This window comes from Streptomyces doebereineriae (assembly GCF_031845645.1).
Taxonomy (GTDB): Bacteria; Actinomycetota; Actinomycetes; order Streptomycetales; family Streptomycetaceae; genus Streptomyces; species Streptomyces canus.
Genome location: NZ_JAVREZ010000007.1, coordinates 406575 through 421570, shown reverse-complemented (window position 1 = coordinate 421570; position 14996 = coordinate 406575). Strand labels below are relative to the sequence as shown.

At 71.4% G+C, this 14996-nt stretch carries 15 protein-coding genes; 4 read left to right on the top strand and 11 right to left on the bottom strand.

Translation table 11 applies throughout. The annotated features are described in order from the left end of the window. The first annotated feature begins 112 nt into the window (after positions 1-112). Complete coding sequence (locus RNB18_RS22840; protein WP_311715951.1) at positions 113-1477, top strand: nucleobase:cation symporter-2 family protein; 1365 nt, start codon at positions 113-115, stop codon at positions 1475-1477. Here RNB18_RS22840 and RNB18_RS22835 read toward each other — a convergent pair. Both RNB18_RS22835 and RNB18_RS22830 read right to left on the bottom strand, forming a co-directional pair. Continuing rightward, positions 1462-2280 (bottom strand): chitosanase, encoded by an 819-nt coding sequence (locus RNB18_RS22835; protein ID WP_311715950.1) that lies wholly within the window; start codon positions 2278-2280, stop codon positions 1462-1464. The two genes, RNB18_RS22840 and RNB18_RS22835, sit on opposite strands and share 16 nt — an antisense overlap. Continuing rightward, on the bottom strand, positions 2280-3080 hold the full coding sequence (locus RNB18_RS22830) for an AraC family transcriptional regulator (protein ID WP_311715949.1): 801 nt from the start codon (positions 3078-3080) through the stop codon (positions 2280-2282). Before RNB18_RS22830 ends, RNB18_RS22835 begins: the two co-directional genes overlap by 1 nt. A gap of 87 nt (positions 3081-3167) precedes the next feature. On the opposite strand from RNB18_RS22830, the gene RNB18_RS22825 reads away from it, so the two are divergent. Further along, positions 3168-4031, top strand: coding sequence for an SDR family oxidoreductase (locus RNB18_RS22825; RefSeq protein WP_311715948.1), 864 nt, complete (start codon positions 3168-3170; stop codon positions 4029-4031). 127 nt (positions 4032-4158) lie between these two features. On the opposite strand, the gene RNB18_RS22820 is transcribed toward RNB18_RS22825, so the two are convergent. Further along, on the bottom strand, positions 4159-5589 hold the full coding sequence (locus RNB18_RS22820) for an MFS transporter (RefSeq protein ID WP_311715947.1): 1431 nt from the start codon (positions 5587-5589) through the stop codon (positions 4159-4161). Between the two features lie 110 nt (positions 5590-5699). Here RNB18_RS22820 and RNB18_RS22815 point away from each other — a divergent pair, with 110 nt between their 5' ends. Then, the gene (locus RNB18_RS22815) at positions 5700-6095 is read left to right on the top strand and encodes a winged helix-turn-helix transcriptional regulator (RefSeq protein WP_266509818.1); all 396 of its coding nucleotides are present in this window, start codon (positions 5700-5702) and stop codon (positions 6093-6095) included. Position 6096: 1 nt separating this feature from the next. Here the strand turns inward: RNB18_RS22815 and RNB18_RS22810 are convergent, their stop codons facing one another. The 6 genes from RNB18_RS22810 to RNB18_RS22785 form a co-directional block, all read right to left on the bottom strand. After that, positions 6097-6513, bottom strand: coding sequence for an acyl-CoA thioesterase (locus RNB18_RS22810; protein WP_311715946.1), 417 nt, complete (start codon positions 6511-6513; stop codon positions 6097-6099). A gap of 55 nt (positions 6514-6568) precedes the next feature. Next, a complete protein-coding gene (locus RNB18_RS22805; protein WP_311715945.1) occupies positions 6569-7192 on the bottom strand; it encodes a hypothetical protein in 624 nt (207 codons plus the stop codon). Between the two features lie 70 nt (positions 7193-7262). Further along, a complete protein-coding gene (locus RNB18_RS22800; protein ID WP_311715944.1) occupies positions 7263-7862 on the bottom strand; it encodes a histidine phosphatase family protein in 600 nt (199 codons plus the stop codon). 112 nt (positions 7863-7974) lie between these two features. Continuing rightward, the gene (locus RNB18_RS22795; protein WP_266509822.1) at positions 7975-8370 is read right to left on the bottom strand and encodes a hypothetical protein; all 396 of its coding nucleotides are present in this window, start codon (positions 8368-8370) and stop codon (positions 7975-7977) included. 9 nt (positions 8371-8379) lie between these two features. Beyond that, on the bottom strand, positions 8380-10683 hold the full coding sequence (locus RNB18_RS22790; RefSeq protein ID WP_311715943.1) for a hypothetical protein: 2304 nt from the start codon (positions 10681-10683) through the stop codon (positions 8380-8382). Between the two features lie 102 nt (positions 10684-10785). Next, on the bottom strand, positions 10786-11994 hold the full coding sequence (locus RNB18_RS22785; RefSeq protein ID WP_311715942.1) for a pyridoxal phosphate-dependent aminotransferase: 1209 nt from the start codon (positions 11992-11994) through the stop codon (positions 10786-10788). An 87-nt stretch (positions 11995-12081) separates the two neighbouring features. Here RNB18_RS22785 and RNB18_RS22780 point away from each other — a divergent pair, with 87 nt between their 5' ends. After that, complete coding sequence (locus RNB18_RS22780) at positions 12082-12708, top strand: winged helix-turn-helix transcriptional regulator (RefSeq protein WP_311715941.1); 627 nt, start codon at positions 12082-12084, stop codon at positions 12706-12708. Between the two features lie 171 nt (positions 12709-12879). Here the strand turns inward: RNB18_RS22780 and RNB18_RS22775 are convergent, their stop codons facing one another. Next, positions 12880-13692 carry a hypothetical protein gene (locus RNB18_RS22775; RefSeq protein ID WP_311715940.1) on the bottom strand — a complete coding sequence of 271 codons (813 nt, stop codon included), beginning with the start codon at positions 13690-13692 and terminating at the stop codon, positions 12880-12882. Further along, positions 13692-14957: a VWA domain-containing protein gene (locus RNB18_RS22770; RefSeq protein ID WP_311715939.1), complete on the bottom strand. Its 1266-nt coding sequence runs from the start codon at positions 14955-14957 to the stop codon at positions 13692-13694. The genes RNB18_RS22775 and RNB18_RS22770 overlap by 1 nt, the downstream gene beginning before the upstream one ends. Between the last annotated feature and the right edge of the window lie 39 nt (positions 14958-14996).

Genomic DNA, 14996 nt, shown 5'->3' with positions numbered 1-14996 from the left:
TTGGACGCACGCGCCCCGGAACGGTCTCCGTCCCGGTCCCGCACGACCACTCGCACCACCTCCATGAAACCCACGTCAGTGCCGACGTGTAACCGCCCGGAGGCGAGCCGCAGTGTCAGTCCACCCCGTCGACGAAAAACTCCCCGCCCTGAAGATGGCGACCACCGGCCTCCAGCACGTGGCCGCCATGTACGCCGGAGTCGTCGCCCCGCCCCTGATCGTCGGCGCCGCCATCGGTCTTTCCCCCGCCGACCTCACCTTCCTCACCGGCGCCTGTCTGTTCACCGCGGGCCTCGCCACCTTCCTCCAGACCCTCGGCATCTGGAAGATCGGCGCCCGGCTGCCCTTCGTCAACGGCGTCACCTTCGCCGGCGTCGCCCCCATGACCGCGGTCGTCGCCTCCACGGACGACAAGTCCGACGCCCTGCCGGTCATCTTCGGCGCGGTGATCGTCGCCGGCCTCCTCGGTTTCCTCGCCGCCCCCTTCTTCAGCAAGGCGATCCGCTTCTTCCCGCCGGTCGTCACCGGGACCGTCATCACCCTGATAGGCGTCTCCCTCCTGCCGGTCGCCTTCGGCTGGGCGCAGGGCCCCGACCCCACGGCGCGGGACTACGGCTCGACGACCAACCTGGGCCTGGCCGCGGCCACGCTCCTGATCGTGCTTCTCCTACGACGTTTCACCCGCGGCTTCGTCAAGCAGGTCGCCGTGCTGCTCGGCCTGGTGGCCGGCACGGTCCTCGCGATCCCCTTCGGCGCGACGGACTTCGGACCCGTCACCGACGCGGCCGTCGTCGGCTTCCCGACCCCCTTCCACTTCGGCGCCCCGCAGTTCCAGCTCGCCGCGATCCTCTCGCTGTGCGTGGTGATGGTGGTCTCCATGACCGAATCGACCGCGGACATGCTCGCGTTGGGCGAGATCGTCGAGCGCCCGGCCGACGAGCGGACCATCGCGGCGGGCCTGCGCGCCGACACCCTCGGCTCGGCGATCAGCCCCCTCTTCAACGGCTTCATGTGCAGCGCCTTCGCCCAGAACATCGGCCTCGTGGCGATGACGCGGATCCGCAGCCGCTACGTCGTCGCCACCGGCGGGGCCTTCCTGGTGCTGATGGGCCTGTGCCCCATGGCCGCCTCGCTCATCGCCGTCGTACCGCGCCCGGTGCTCGGCGGCGCCGGAGTCGTCCTGTTCGGCTCGGTGGCCGCCAGCGGCATCCAGACCCTGGTCAAGGTAGGCCTGGACAAGGACAACAACGTCCTGATCGTCGCCGTGTCGCTGGCCGTCGGCATCATCCCGATCACCGCGCCGGAGTTCTACCACGCCTTCCCGGAGACCGCGAAGATCGTCCTGGACTCGGGGATCTCGACGGGCTGTGTGGCGGCGGTGGCGCTGAACCTGGTCTTCAACCACCTCGGCCGGGGCGCGGACGCACAGGACGTCACCCACCCCATGGAGGCCGTCCCCGCTCAGCCGATCTCGTAACTGTCCCCGTACACCTTCCACTTGAGCGGTGTGTCCAGGTCGAGGTTGCCCTGCTCCAGGAAGACCCGCTGGGCCGTCTCGACCCGGCTCACGTCACTGTGCGCCGCCTCCTGCTTCATCGCCCACACCCGGGCGTCCAGGAAGGCGTGCAGATAAGCGGTCTCGCCGCCGCCGTCCGCGGGAGTGTCCGCGTCCTCGCAGGCCCGGCCCCGGATGCCGCCGAAGCTCAGGGCATCGGTGCCGGGGCCGTGCATGACCATCGCGTCGTAGTAGACGAACTGGCCGAGCGTGCCGAGGCCGTCCTCCTTGGCACACGCGACCGCCGGGTCGAAGTAGCCGCGGTCCCGCTCGTCCCGCTGCGCCCGGCGGAAGGCGGAGGTCTGCGCCGCCTTCCGCCAGGCCGAGGGAAAGCCCGGGTCCAGCCCGTCGTGCGAGTCGGTGCCGTCCACCGCGCGCAGGGCGGGCAGATAGGGGGCCAGGGGGTTGTCGGAGACCCGCTGCGTGTAGAGCTCGACCAGCGCCAGCATGTCGCTCGTACCGGAGCAGAAACCGATGATGCCGGCGGTGTAGCCACGGTCGTCCCCGATGTCCTCGATGTACGGGTACTGCGCCTGCCAGTCCAGCGAGGAGTTCTCCGCGCTGGACACCAGCCGCATCGCGAGGTCCTTCTTGTCCGGGTCGTCCAGCCCGGTTGCGTCGGCCGCCTCGTCGGACGGCAACTGGGTGCTCAACGCGCCGGCTCCGAGGACGGCGAGCAGCGTGCGGCGGGCGGCGGTTCGGGGCAGGTCACTGGGAAATCGCATCACTGTCTGTCGATCACCTGGCAGGAGCGGGGAGCGGGAAGCCGTCCCGTGAAGTAGGAGCGCGGCGGGACGCCCATCAGGGTGCGGAAGTCGGACGTCATGTGGGACTGGTCGTAGTAGCCGGTGACGGCGGCCAGTTCGGCCGAGGCCAGCTCGGTGGCATGGGCGAGCACGGCGCGGACGCGGTCGATGCGGGCGTAGTGCTTCGGCGAGAGGCCGACACCCTCGCTGAACAGATTGCGCAACTGCCGCTCACTGACGGCGAGTTCACGAGCCACTTCCCTGACGTGACCGGGTATGTGCCCCGAGCGGACGGACAGCGCGGCGACGGCGGCCCGCAGCAGCTCGGTCCGTGCCCCGCCGGTCGCGGTGGGCAGCAGGCCCGGGAGGACCTCCGCGAGCCGGGCGACGACCTCCTCGGGCTCCAGCCATCTGAGCTCGTACGCCAGTTGCCGCGCGGCTCGGCCCGGCAGCGCGCCCAGCGGGACGATCCGTCCGACGAGGTCGACGGCCGGAACGCCGAGCAGCGGCCGGACGGCTCCCGGCGCGAGCCGTACCTCCGTGCAGGACACCTGCCGCTTGCCCGCGTGGTACGCGGCCCGGACACGGGGCCCGGAGACCAGCAGAGTGGGCCGGCCTCGCGCCTCACTGCGGACGATCACCTTGGTCGTGGGGTCGGGCAGCTGGACGAACGGCTTCCGCGGATCCGCCCCCTCGACGGCCAGGGCCTTGATCCCTGTGATCCACGGACGCAGCTCGTCGGGGGTGCGCAGGGCCCGCCCGGAAACGGAGTTGGTCACGCGTCCACCGTAAGCGCGGGGCCGGGGGGTTCGGGCGCGCGAAACGTGCCGGAATTTCCTATCGTCCGGTGCGGCGCGGGGCGCACGGTGGTGGCCATGATCCTTGTTACGGGTGCCACCGGCACCATCGGCAGTGAGGTAGTACGACAGCTCGTGGCGCGCGGAGAAAAGGTGCGCGCGCTCACCCGGGACCCGGAGAGGGCCGAGTTGCCGCCCGGCGTGGAGGCGGCGCGCGGCCATCACCGTGACGTCGGTTCGGTGGCGGCGGCCATGGCGGGCGTCGACTGCGCCTTCCTCGTGGGCGTCTTCGGCCCGGAGGACAGGGAGAGCGACCGCGGGATGGCCGAGGCGGCTCGGGCGGCGGGGGTCCGGCGGATCGTGAAGCTTTCGGCGATCATGGCGGGCGATCCCAGGACGGGGCTGGGTGGCATCGCGCACGGACGCGGTGAGGAGGCGGTCCGGGAAAGTGGGCTGGAATGGGTGATCCTGCGCCCGTCCGTCTTCGCGTCGAACACGTTGAGCTGGGCGGAGGCGCTCCGCTCGGGTGAGCCGGTGCCGAACATGCTGGGCTCGGGCCGGCAGGGGGTCGTGGACCCGCGGGATGTCGCCGAGATCGCGGTCGCGGCGCTGGTCGGTCCGGGGCACGTGGGGCGGACGTATACCTTGACCGGCCCGGAGACGCTCAGCCCCCAGGACCAGGCGGCCGCGCTGGCGGAGGTGCTCGGCGGCCCTGTGGAGCTCCGTGACCTGACCCCGTCCCAGACGCGTGAACTGCTGGTCGCCTCGGGCTGGAGCGAGGAGTCCGCGGAGGGGATGCTGCGGAGCGTCCGCTTCGTGGCCGAGGGCGGAAACGCGGTGGTCACCGGGGATGTGGAGGAGGTGCTGGGGCGTCCGGCGCGGACGTATCGACAGTGGGCGGAAGACCACAAAGAGGCGTTCGGCGGGGGCTGAACGCGCAGTTCCCCGCGCCCCCAGGGGCGCGGGGCCGTATAGATATGCGGCTCGGCCGCGTGTGCGCGACCGGCCACGACGTATCCGCAGTCCCGAGACGGCAAGGCGTGGCACATCCGAAGGCGGCTCACACCCTCCCTCGCGGCCGGAGCACAGCCGCAGCCAGCCCCAACGCCCCCACAGCGACAACCGTCCCCACCCGGAACGCCAGCTGGTACCCCTCCGCCGTCGCCGCGACCGCTTCCGTCCCGCCCTCCAGCAGCCCCTCCGTCCGCCCCGCCGCCAGCACCGACAGCACCGCCAGCCCCAGCGAACCCCCCACCACCTGCGTGGTGTTGAACAGCCCGGACGCCAGCCCCGCGTCCTCCTCGCGAGCCCCCGACATGGCGAGCCCCGTCAGCGCGGGCATCGCGGCGGCGAACCCGGTGGCGAGCAGAAGCAGCACCGGAAGGACGTCGACCACGTACGAGCCGTCGGCAGGCGCACGGCTCAGCAGGGCCATCCCGGCGACGATGAGCACGAGCCCCGCCAGCAGTACCCGGTACGCCCCGAAGCGCCCGATGGTCCGTGCCGACAGCCCGAGCATCAGCACCCCGATGACGATCGGCGCCGGCAGGAACGCCGTGCCGGTGAGCAACTCGCCGAACCCCAGGACGCGTTGGACATACAGCGCCCCGAGGAACTGGAAGCCGTACATCGTGGCGATCATCAGGATCTGGACGGCGTTGGCGCCGGACAGCAGCCGGGAACCGAACAGTCGCAGCCGCAGCAGCGGACGGGCGGCCCGGGCCTGCCGGACGGTGAACGCCGTGAACAGGGCGAGGGCGAGCAGGGCCAGCAGGAGCGTCGTGGTCACCGCACGGTCGCCGGACCCGACGATCACGTACACCGTCAGCATCAGCGCCCCGGTGACCAGCGCGGCCCCCGGATAGTCCGCACCCCGGCCAAGGCCTTCGCCGTCCTCCGCATCGAGCACCCGGACCGCCGCCAGCAGGGCGACGATCCCGATCGGCAGGTTGATCAGGAAGATCCAGTGCCAGTTCAGGGCCTGCGTCAGCGCCCCGCCGAGGAAGGTGCCCAGCGCCCCGCCCGCAGCGCCCACCGCGCTGAACACCGCGATCGCACGGGCCTGTTCACGTGGTTCGGGGAACAGGGCGACCAGCATGCCGAGCACCACGGCCGAGGTCATCGCCCCGCCCACGCCCTGCAGGGCACGCGCCGCGATCAGCATGCCCTGGCTCGTGGCCACCCCGCACAGCACGGACGCCACCGTGAACACGGCCAGCCCCGCCGCGAACATCCGCTTGCGGCCGACCAGGTCGCCGAGCCGGCCCACCAGCAGCAGCAGCCCGCCGAACGGGATCAGATAGGCGTTGACCACCCAGGCGAGGCCCGGCCCCGAGAAGCCGAGGTCGCTCTGGATGGCCGGCATGGCGACCGTGACGATGTTGCCGTCCAGGATCGTCATGAGCGTTCCCGCGCACAGGACGACGAGGGCCGTCCAGCGGGAGTACGTTCGGTGAAGTGTTCGCGTCGGGGTCTCGACAACGGCCGTCATGGCGGCGGGCCTCCGCATTCTCCGTGGGTTCCGACAAGTGGCTAAGGTGCACGACTTGTAACGGGGAACATCGTCAGTGACCATGGAGGACGGCGTAAGGAGGCAGTTCGATGTCCCAGAGGAACACCGGTGTTACCGTCCAGGTCGTGAACGCGCACGCGTGTCCGGTGCGGGAGGTTCTTGACAGGGTCTCCGGCAAATGGAGCGTCCAGATCCTCGTCGCGGCCGCCCATGGGCCCATCCGCTTCACCGAGTTGGAGCGCAGCATCGAGGGCATCAGCCGCCGCATGCTGACCCTGACCCTGCGCAACCTGGAGCGCGACGGCCTCGTCACCCGCACCGTGCACCCGACGGTGCCGCCCAGGGTCGAATACGAACTCACCCCGGTCGCCCGCGAGTTGCACGAGACACTGCAGCGCCTGACCGACTGGGCCGAGCGCAACAGGGTCTACATCGCCGAGGCACGGGCGGAGTACGACGCCGAGCGCGAACCGGAGCCGGCTTGAGCTACAACAGGCCCGGGTCGGTGGCCAGCCCCTTGAGGACCTCGCTCGCGTTCGCGACCAGGCGCCGCTCCTTGAGGTTCATCAGCCCGCCGACCGCGGTGATCTCGGCCGCCACGGTGCCGTCCTGCTTGCGGATGGTCTGCCGTATGCGGAAGGTCTTGCCCTCGCCCCACTCGAAGGCGCAGGTCACCTCCACCTCATCGCCCGCCAGCAGCTCGCGCAGGTAGCGGATGGTGGTCTCCAGCGCCACCGGACCCACCCCGCTGCCGATGAGTTCGGCCTGGGTGATCCCGGCGGCCTTGAGCAGTGACCAGCGGGCGTGCTCCGCGTAGTTGAGGTACACGCTCTGGTTGAGGTGGCCCTGTACGTCCGTCTCGTACCCGCGGACGGTCACCGGCACGGAAAACGGCTCGCTCACGTCAATCCCCTCTCATTGCACGGCAGTTGCTGGACCCGATCCTGACATGTGCCCCCTACACCCGGCGTGGCGAGGCCAGCACATACCGGGCCCTGGTCCGTGGTTCCGTGTACTCGCCGACCTGCCAGCCGGCCCCCTCCAGGGTGATCGCGCAGGCCCGCAGCGCCTCGCCGTCCGGCGCGTGCACCGCCACGGCCTCGGGCTGCGGGGTCGCGCGCACCCGGTAGCCGGGGGAGCCCCCCGCTTCCGGCGGGTGCCCGGCCGCCTCCAGCGCCAGCGCGGCCGCCTGCACCAGATGTGCGCGCTCCCAGCCGCAGGGCCGGTCCGTGGCCCCGTCGGTGTTGGTCATCCGGCGCAGCTCCAGCAACCCCTGCCAGGCGCTGTGCACCTCACGCGCCCGGGCCGGACCGGTGTCCGCGGCCTCCTGCGTGCCACCGACATGCGCGGCGAACACACCGGTGGCGGGGTCGGCGGCCTGCTCGGGCTCCTCCGGAACCGTCTCCCGTACGCGGTGCCCGGTCGGGGTCAGGAAATGATCGTGCGGCGGCCGCGGATGCCGGAAGGCCAGGCCGCGCTTCACCAGCGCCTCCAGCTGAGCCTCGGTACCTTTCAGCCGCCCGGTGACGGGATCGGCGGTGTCGATGACACGCCGCTGTGCGGCGGTGGGTGGTCGGGCCATGACGGGCACCTCCCCGGAAAGCGGCCTGGTCGAAGGGCTGGGACGCTCCCGCGATCAGCCCATTCGAAGACTACGACCCGGGTCTGACATTCCACCCCGCGATCACCGGCCGCCCATGCTCCGTCCCCAGTCGGCACACCGTCCCCGTCGCCAGCTGGAACAGTGCTCCGGCCGACGGCGGCAGCCCGAGCCGGCGGGCGGTGAGGACCCGTAGGAAATGGCCGTGCGCCACCAGCACCACGCACCCCTCGGTGTTCGCGTGCGCCGCGTCCACCTTCGCCAGCACGCGGTCGGCCCGTTCGCCGACCTGCTCCGGGCTCTCCCCGGGGTGGTCGGGCGGGCCGGGTGCCACGCCGTCCGTGAACAGGAACCAGTCCGGGCGCTCCCGCTGGATCTCGACGGTGGTGACGCCCTCGTAGCCGCCGTAGTCCCACTCGCGCAGATCGGCGTCGACCCGCAGGTCGTGCAGCCCGATGAGCTCTGCGGTCTCCCGGGCCCGCTGCAGGGGGCTGACGAAGGCGGCGCCGACGCGGTGCGAGCGGATCAGCGGCACCAGCCGGCGCGCCTCCTCCCGGCCGCGCTCGGTCAGCGGTACGTCCGTCCAGCCGGTGTGCCGCCCGGACCGTGACCACTCGGTCTCACCATGCCGGACCAGAAAGAGATCACCCATGTGCGCGCCCTTCCCGCTCGACTCCCAGCACCGTGCCACACCGCTCCGAGGGCTCGCAGGGCGGACTGGGCCGGACGGCCGTTCCCCGGAGCCCTCAGCTCCCTGGAACCTCTCAGAGCCCCGGCAGACCCTGCACCGACTGCGCGAGCTGCCCCACCGCGACGACGAGCGGCGTCACCGGCTGCACGAACTCGTTGAGGCGGTCGAGGGCCCGCCGCAGGACCGTCGGCTGCGGTTCGGCCTCGTCCAGTTCCTCGCGCAGGCGGCGCAGCTCCCTGCTGGTCGCGTCGGGATCGGCGAGCGCCGCCCGGTGCTCCTCCAGCAGCCGCTCGACGTACGCGAGCAGTTCGGCCGTACGCTCGGCGTCCTGCGGCTGGAAGGAGACCGAGCCGGAGAACGCCTGGGCGCCGTGCCCCACGGCCTGGTTGCCGACGTAGTGGGTGCCGCCGCTGATCATGAGGCCGTTGTTGACCGGAGGGTCCTGTCGCCGGTCGTCGCTGCCCGTCATGAGGACCTCCTACTTTCCGGAACCGGCTACGGGGGCGGCCGCGCCGGGCTGCTGCGGGACGTTCTGGGTGGCGGTCGCGCCCTTGCCGATCGCCTGGTTGCCGATGATGCTCATGCCGCCCTGCTGGATGAGGCCCTGGTTGAGGATGGTCTGCTGCTGGGCGCGGAAGTCGGTGATGTCGTACCCGCGTGTGTCGAGGAACTCGCGGATCGCGGCGAGGGTGTGGCGCTGCACCAGCGACGTGATCCGTGCGGCGTCCACGACCTGGAAGTAGTTCTGGTAGTTCGGGCTCACGGCCAGCTCCCGGACGCTCAGCCGGGCGCCGAAGTCGTAGACCGGGTCCTGCTCCAGGGCCTTCAGCTCGTCCACCATGCGTCTGGTGTGCCGTTCCTCGAAGCGGGCCTGCCGCAGCGCCCGGAACGGAGCGGCGAAGAAGGCACCGCCGGTGTGGGGCACGGCGTCCAGCAGCAGCCCCCGCCGTGCGGCCTGGGAGAGGGGTCCGCGCAGCCGGTCCACGACGTGGTAGTCGGCTCTCACCGGGCCGAGCACGTGGTTGCTGCAATGCAGGTGCAGTGTTCTGCCCTCGGTCGAGAAGTGCAGGAACACGGTCGGCATCACGTCCCCGCCCCACAGCGGCACATGGACCGCCAGACAGTGCCGGACCGCACCGGTCGGTCGCTCCATGATCCGCTCGACCTGGTCGGCCGACAGCCGGGCGGCCGGGGCGAGACTCGTGGCCCTGATGAACCGCTCGTCGTCCCCGACGGCCGTGCCGCTCGCGAAGACCCGGTCCTGCACGACGAGGGACCCGAGGGCCGCCTCACCGTCCGCTGCCGCGTCCGTCACGCCGCGCGTGGCGGTCGCCGACAGCCGCGCGCGTACGTGGTCGACGAGTTCGGTGACGGTGAACGGCTGAGGCCCGCCGGGACGCGAAACCCCTCCGACGCGATCGTCGGCGGGCAGCAGCGGCACGGCGAGCGACCACTGCGAGGCGGCCGGCGCATAGCCGAGGAAGGGCGTGTAACCGCTGTAGACCGTGACGTTCCCGTCCTGAGCCTCCCGGATGGCCGCCAGCCGCTCGGCCATCCACTTCCGCGGCGGCACGGTCGGGCGGGGCTGCCGGGAGAACGCCTCACGCGTCATGGTCGTGCGCAGCAGCCGGTCGACGGCGAGATCATGGCGTACGACCGTCACGTACGCGAGCGCAACCGCTGTGACGGACACCAGGGCGGCCGGCACCCCCGCCAGATAGGAGCCCAGGAGCCAGCTCACGAACGCGGGGGTGGGCAGCGACGAGACGGCGACGCCGAGACCGAAGGCGAAGAGCACCGCGATGCCCGCCGCGACAGCCGTGCCCACCAACACCCTGCCCTCGGGCTGGTGTCGGCCGCGCGTGGCCAGGCTCGGCCGCCCGCCCGCCTGCCGGGTGGTCGACAGGAACAACGTGACGAACAGCAGCCACAGGGGTGCGAAGACGGCCACGAGGGCGAACGCGCCCGTCAGGCGCTGATCCCTGCGGTGCCGCATCTCCTGTGCCGTCAGACAGTGCCGTACGACCGTCACGAGGTCGACGTCGGGAGAGGCGGCCACCGCGCCTGCCTCGTCGGCCAGGACGTCCTCCACCACGCGGTCGGCGAATCCTTCGTCCACGTAGGCCGCGGCGCACAGATACCGGGTGACGTCACCCGGAGCGCTCCCGACCGGCATGTGGACCGGCGCGGTCGTCATGCCGCGTCCTCCCTCTCTCCAGCGGCGGAGCGGCGCCGTCATGGCGCCGACGGAGACTGTTCCCGGTGGACCGGCGGTCAGGAGGGCGAGCAGCGCGCCGACCGCGAGGCCGAAGAGGAGAGCGCTGCGCAGCAGGTCCTTCACCAGGGTGTCGGCAGGTGCGAGCACCACGTTGTCGACGAAAGCCTCGTGCAGGCCCCACCACGCCAGGTTGGCCAGCGCCGACGCCAGCACGCCCGCGGCGAGGCAGCGGAGCGGGCCCGCCGCCCCGCGGGCCGACAGCCGCCTGGCGAAGAAGACGAGCCCCGCGAGCAGGACCAGGACGGCGAGGTCGTTCACGACCAGCGAGGACGTGCCGCCGTACCGTTCGGCGGAGACCTCCCAGCGGGGCAGGAACGCGGCCTCCACGAGCCAGCGCAGGATCTTGTTGTCGGACAGCTCTATGTAGAACTTCTCGGCGTAGTAGTCCGAGAGCGGCCGCTGCACCCACGGGCTGCCCGCGAGCACCACGAGCAGGACCAGCAGCGCGAGACGGCGGCGTAAGGACGAGCGTCTGCCTGGCGCACGCCGACGAGGCAAGTACATCTGGGGTTCCCCCATCCCCCGATCCCCCCGGCCCCGGGATCAGGGGCCGCACTCCATGGCATCCCCGCTCTCCCCGACCGTGAACCCCGTCCGCACCACCAGCTACTGCCGGTACCCGCTCAGGAACCGCCCGATCCGCCCGATCGCCGCCTCCAGATCCTGTGCGTGGGGCAGCGTCAGGATGCGGAAGTGGTCCGGGGTCGGCCAGTTGAAGCCGGTTCCCTGGACGACCTGGATCTTCTCCTGGAGCAGCAGGTCCAGGACGAACTTCTCGTCGTCGTGGATCTTGTGGACCCTGGGGTCGAGCCGTGGGAAGGCGTAGAGCGAGCCCTTCGGCTTCACACACGAGACGCCGGGGATCTCGTTGAGCTTCTCCCAGGCCACGGTGCGCTGTTCGTACAGGCGTCCGCCGGGCGCGGTCAGGTCGTGGATGGACTGGCGGCCGCCGAGCGCGGCCTGGATGGCGTACTGCGCGGGCGCGTTGGCGCACAGCCGCATGGAGGCCAGCATGGTCAGGCCCTCGAGGTAGCTCTTGGCGTGCTGTTTGGGTCCGGTGATCACCAGCCAGCCCGAGCGGAAGCCGGCCACCCGGTACGTCTTCGACAGGCCGCAGAAGGTCAGGACGACCAGATCGGGGGCGAGGGCGGCGACGGAGTGGTGCACGGCGTCGTCGTACAGGATCTGGTCGTAGATCTCGTCGGCGAAGACCATCAGGCCGTGCCGGCGGGCGAGGTCGAGGATGCCCTCGATGATCTCCTTCGGGTAGACCGAGCCGGTGGGATTGTTCGGGTTGATGATGACCACGGCCTTGGTGCGGTCCGTGATCTTCGACGCCATGTCGTCCAGGTCCGGGTACCAGTCGGCCTGTTCGTCGCAGAGGTAGTGCACCGCCTTGCCGCCCGCGAGGGTCGTGACCGCAGTCCACAGGGGGAAGTCGGGGGCGGGGATGAGGATTTCGTCGCCGTCCTCGACCAGCGCCTGTACGGCCATCGAGATCAGTTCGGAGATGCCGTTGCCGAGGAAGACGTCGTCCACGTCGACCTCCAGGCCCAGGGTCTGGTAGCGCTGGGCGACCGCTCGGCGGGCGGAGAGGACGCCCCGGGAGTCGGTGTAGCCGTGCGCCTGCGGGAGCATCCGGATCATGTCCTGGAGGATCTCCTCCGGCGCCTCGAAGCCGAACAGCGCGGGGTTGCCGGTGTTGAGGCGCAGCACGCTGTGGCCCGCCTCCTCCAGTGCGTCGGCGTGCTCGATCACCGGGCCGCGGATCTCGTAACAGACCTCGCTGAGCTTGCTCGACTGCCGGAACTCCATGCGCTGCTGCCTCTCCGGTTTCGGGTGTTGCTTGGTTTTACCAAGTGTGAGCTTGGAAAGTCCAACAACTTGTCTAGACTGCGTCGCATGTCACCTCGCCGAAGCTACGACCAGTACTGTTCCGCGGCCCGCGCCCTCGATGTGGTGGGCGACCGATGGACGCTGCTGATCGTCCGGGAACTGCTGTCGGGGCCGCGCCGCTACACGGACCTGCACGCCGATCTGCCGGGCGTGAGCACGGACGTACTCGCCTCGCGGCTGAAGGACATGGAGCGCGACGGACTGACCACCCGGCGTCGGCTCCCCCCGCCCGGCGCGGCCTTCGTCTACGAACTCACCGCCCGCGGACGCGAGTTGCTGCCGGTGCTCCAGGCCCTCGGCGCCTGGGGCGGGCCCGAACTCGGCGCCCGACGGCCCACCGACGCCGTACGCGCGCACTGGTTCGCGCTGCCCCTGCTGCGCGCGCTGGAGGGGGAGGGGCTCGTCGAAGTGCGGCTGGAGGAGGGGGACTTCCATGTCTACGTCGGCGCGCAGGACGGTCCCGCGTACGGCGAGGGGCCGGCCCCCCGGGAGCCCGACGCCCGGCTGGTCCTGGACTCGGAGGTCTGGGGGGCCGTCGGCAGGGGGGAGTTGAGCCTGGCGGACGCGGTGCGGGACGGCCGGATCGAGGTGACCGGGGAGGGCGCGATCGCCAAGGTGCTGCGGGAGGCGTGAACGAAGAAGGCCCGCCGGAGCGGGCCTTCTCGACGTACCGTCAGGCGCCGGGCGGGTGCCTGGGGAGGCCGCCCCGACCTGGTCGAGGTGACCGGGACGGCACGATCGCCAGGGCGTTGCGGGAGGCGTGAACGAAGAAGGCCCGCCGGAGCGGGCCTTCTCGACGTACCGTCAGGCGCCCGGCGGCACCCGGGAAGGCCGCCCCGACCCGCGGGTCAGCGTGTATCCGCCGACCCCGGCCAGCGCGGCGAGCGCACCGCCGATCGCGGTCCACACCCACCGGTCGGACCACCAGCCCGAGGACCAGCCGTCCTCGGGCTCGATGGCGGACAGCACGGCGGAGGAGTCCTCCGAACCGCCGTCCTCCGCCTCGGACTTCACCGCGATGCCCGGCACCAGCGGCTCCGCCAGCGAACCGTCCACCGCGGCCGAGCCGCCGATGTCCTTGGAGTCGACCCGGACTTCGGTGCTCACCGGGAGACCCAGGTCGGCCGTGGTGAGACCGACGGCCGTCAGCCGGACGTAGTACGTGCCCGGCAGCGGGTCGCCCGCCCACATCTCCGACCAGGCGCGGACCGTGCGCAGTGTGCAGGCCAGCTCCACCGAGGAGGCCTCCGCGGCGGCGGTGCGTGTCTGCGCGCCGTACTGGCAGGACTGGCGGCGCCGCAGACCGTCGTACACGTCGATCTGCCACGTCTGCGCGGCGTGGGTCCCGGGCAGCTTCACCGTCGCCTCGACGGTGGGCCGCTGGCCGGCGTCGGCGGGGAACGACCAGTACAGGTAGTCACCCGCGGAGCCGCTCGCCGTGGCCGTTTGGCCCTGCTCGATCTCCGTGGCCGTACGGAAGGACGTGCCCGCCTGGGTGGGCGCGTCGCTGTCCGCCGAGGCCGAATCCGTCGGTGTCGGCGAGGAGTCGGCCGCGGCCGGCGCGACGGCCAGCCCGAGCATCAGCAGGGAAGCGCTCAACGCGCGTGTGATCCGCATCAGTTGGTCCTCCAGACCGCGAGCCGCCAGCGCGACAGCCAGCCCCACAGCAGACCGGCGACGAAGCCGGCCAGGATCAGTGCGCCGAGCAGCCACCAGCCGCGCCCGAGGCCGAAGGAGGCCACGTCACTGGCCTTCGACGGTCCGTCCACGACATCGACGGTCAGCTCCAGCGGCAGACCCGGAGTGGTCTTCACCCCGGAGCCCGCCGAGAAGGAGTTGGTGACCTGGAGACAGACGGTCTCGGCCGGGGCGTCCTCGTCGTCGCTCTCCGCCTTCGGGTAGCGCAGGCCCGTCGAGATCACGTCCGTACGGCCGTTGTTCGCCGCCTCGCCGCGCACGATCTCGCGCCCGTGCACGGTGACCGCCCGCAGCAGCACCCCGTACGAGGGGTTCACGGCCCGGTCGGCCCCCACGCTCACCGAGGCCCGCAGCTCCTGGCCCGGGTCGACGTCCACCCGGTACCAGCGCTGCTGGGTGAACTCCTCACGGTCGGTGTACAGACCCGACTTCAGCGTGGGCGCCGTGGCGCAGGACCCGGCGCCCTCGGTGGCCACCGGCGTCACCACCGGGTCGGCCGCGCGATCCACCAACTGGTTGACCTTGTCGGTGAGTTCGTCGGCGTGCTCGACCGAGGTGTAGGTACCGCCGGTCGCCTCCGCGATGCAGCTCAGCTGCTGCCGCATCTTCGTGTTCGGGACCAGGCCGAGGGTGTCGATGGTCAGCCCGATGCCCTTGGCGGCGATCTCGCGGGCCACCTCGCACGGGTCGAGCGGGGCGCAGGTGTCCTCGCCGTCGCTGATCAGCACGATCCGCTTGGAGGAGGCGCCGTCGGTGAAGTCGCCGGCGGCCTTCAGCAGCGCGGGACCGATCGGCGTCCAGCCGGTGGGGGACAGGGTCGCCACCTGCGTCTTGGCCTCGGTGCGGTCCAGCGTGCTGACCGGGTAGAGCTGGGCGGTGTCCTTGCAGCCCGTCTTCTGGTTGTCGCCCGGGTAGTTGGCGCCCAGGGTCCGGATGCCGAGCTGCACCTCCTCGGGCGTCGCGTCCAGCACCTCGTTGAAGGCCTGCTTCGCCGCCGCCATCCGGGTGCCGCCGTCGATGTCAGCCGTCCGCATCGAGCCGCTCACGTCGAGGACGAGATCGACCTGGGGCGTGGCCTGGCCGGTGGGTTCACCGGCGACCGCCGCGACCGGGAAGGCGATCCCCGCCGTCAGGGCGGCGAGCAGGGCGCACACCCCTGCCACCCGCCGTTTTCTTGTGATCATCGCCGGATCCTATTGATCAGGTGCGCCGGGCTCCAAAAC